This window comes from Staphylococcus sp. GDY8P198P (genome assembly GCF_017891615.1).
GTDB classification, from domain to species: Bacteria; Bacillota; Bacilli; order Staphylococcales; family Staphylococcaceae; genus Staphylococcus; species Staphylococcus cohnii.
Genome location: NZ_JAESJQ010000032.1, coordinates 1 through 1,029 on the forward strand (window position 1 = coordinate 1; position 1,029 = coordinate 1,029).

Sequence of the window (1,029 nt, forward strand, 5' to 3'; positions counted from 1 at the left end):
GATCAGGGAATGAGTTTATAAAATAAAAAAAGCACCTGAAAAGGTGTCTTTTTTTGATGGTTTTGAACTTGTTCTTTCTTATCTTGATACATATAGAAATAACGTCATTTTTATTTTAGTTGCTGAAAGGTGCGTTGAAGTGTTGGTATGTATGTGTTTTAAAGTATTGAAAACCCTTAAAATTGGTTGCACAGAAAAACCCCATCTGTTAAAGTTATAAGTGACCAAACAAATAACTAAATAGATGGGGGTTTCTTTTAATATTATGTGTCCTAATAGTAGCATTTATTCAGATGAAAAATCAAGGGTTTTAGTGGACAAGACAAAAAGTGGAAAAGTGAGACCATGGAGAGAAAAGAAAATCGCTAATGTTGATTACTTTGAACTTCTGCATATTCTTGAATTTAAAAAGGCTGAAAGAGTAAAAGATTGTGCTGAAATATTAGAGTATAAACAAAATCGTGAAACAGGCGAAAGAAAGTTGTATCGAGTGTGGTTTTGTAAATCCAGGCTTTGTCCAATGTGCAACTGGAGAAGAGCAATGAAACATGGCATTCAGTCACAAAAGGTTGTTGCTGAAGTTATTAAACAAAAGCCAACAGTTCGTTGGTTGTTTCTCACATTAACAGTTAAAAATGTTTATGATGGCGAAGAATTAAATAAGAGTTTGTCAGATATGGCTCAAGGATTTCGCCGAATGATGCAATATAAAAAAATTAATAAAAATCTTGTTGGTTTTATGCGTGCAACGGAAGTGACAATAAATAATAAAGATAATTCTTATAATCCGCACATGCATGTATTGGTATGTGTGGAACCAACTTATTTTAAGAATACAGAAAACTACGTGAATCAAAAACAATGGATTCAATTTTGGAAAAAGGCAATGAAATTAGACTATGATCCAAATGTAAAAGTTCAAATGATTCGACCGAAAAATAAATATAAATCGGATATACAATCGGCAATTGACGAAACTGCAAAATATCCTGTAAAGGATACGGATTTTATGACCGATGATGAAGAAAA

General features: G+C 31.9%; 1 protein-coding gene. It reads left to right on the forward strand.

Annotated features, from left to right (window positions below; translation table 11 throughout):
- Positions 1–265: 265 nt before the first annotated feature.
- On the forward strand, positions 266–1,029 hold a 764-nt coding region (locus tag KA824_RS12795), incomplete at its 3' end, for a protein rep (RefSeq protein WP_210133282.1).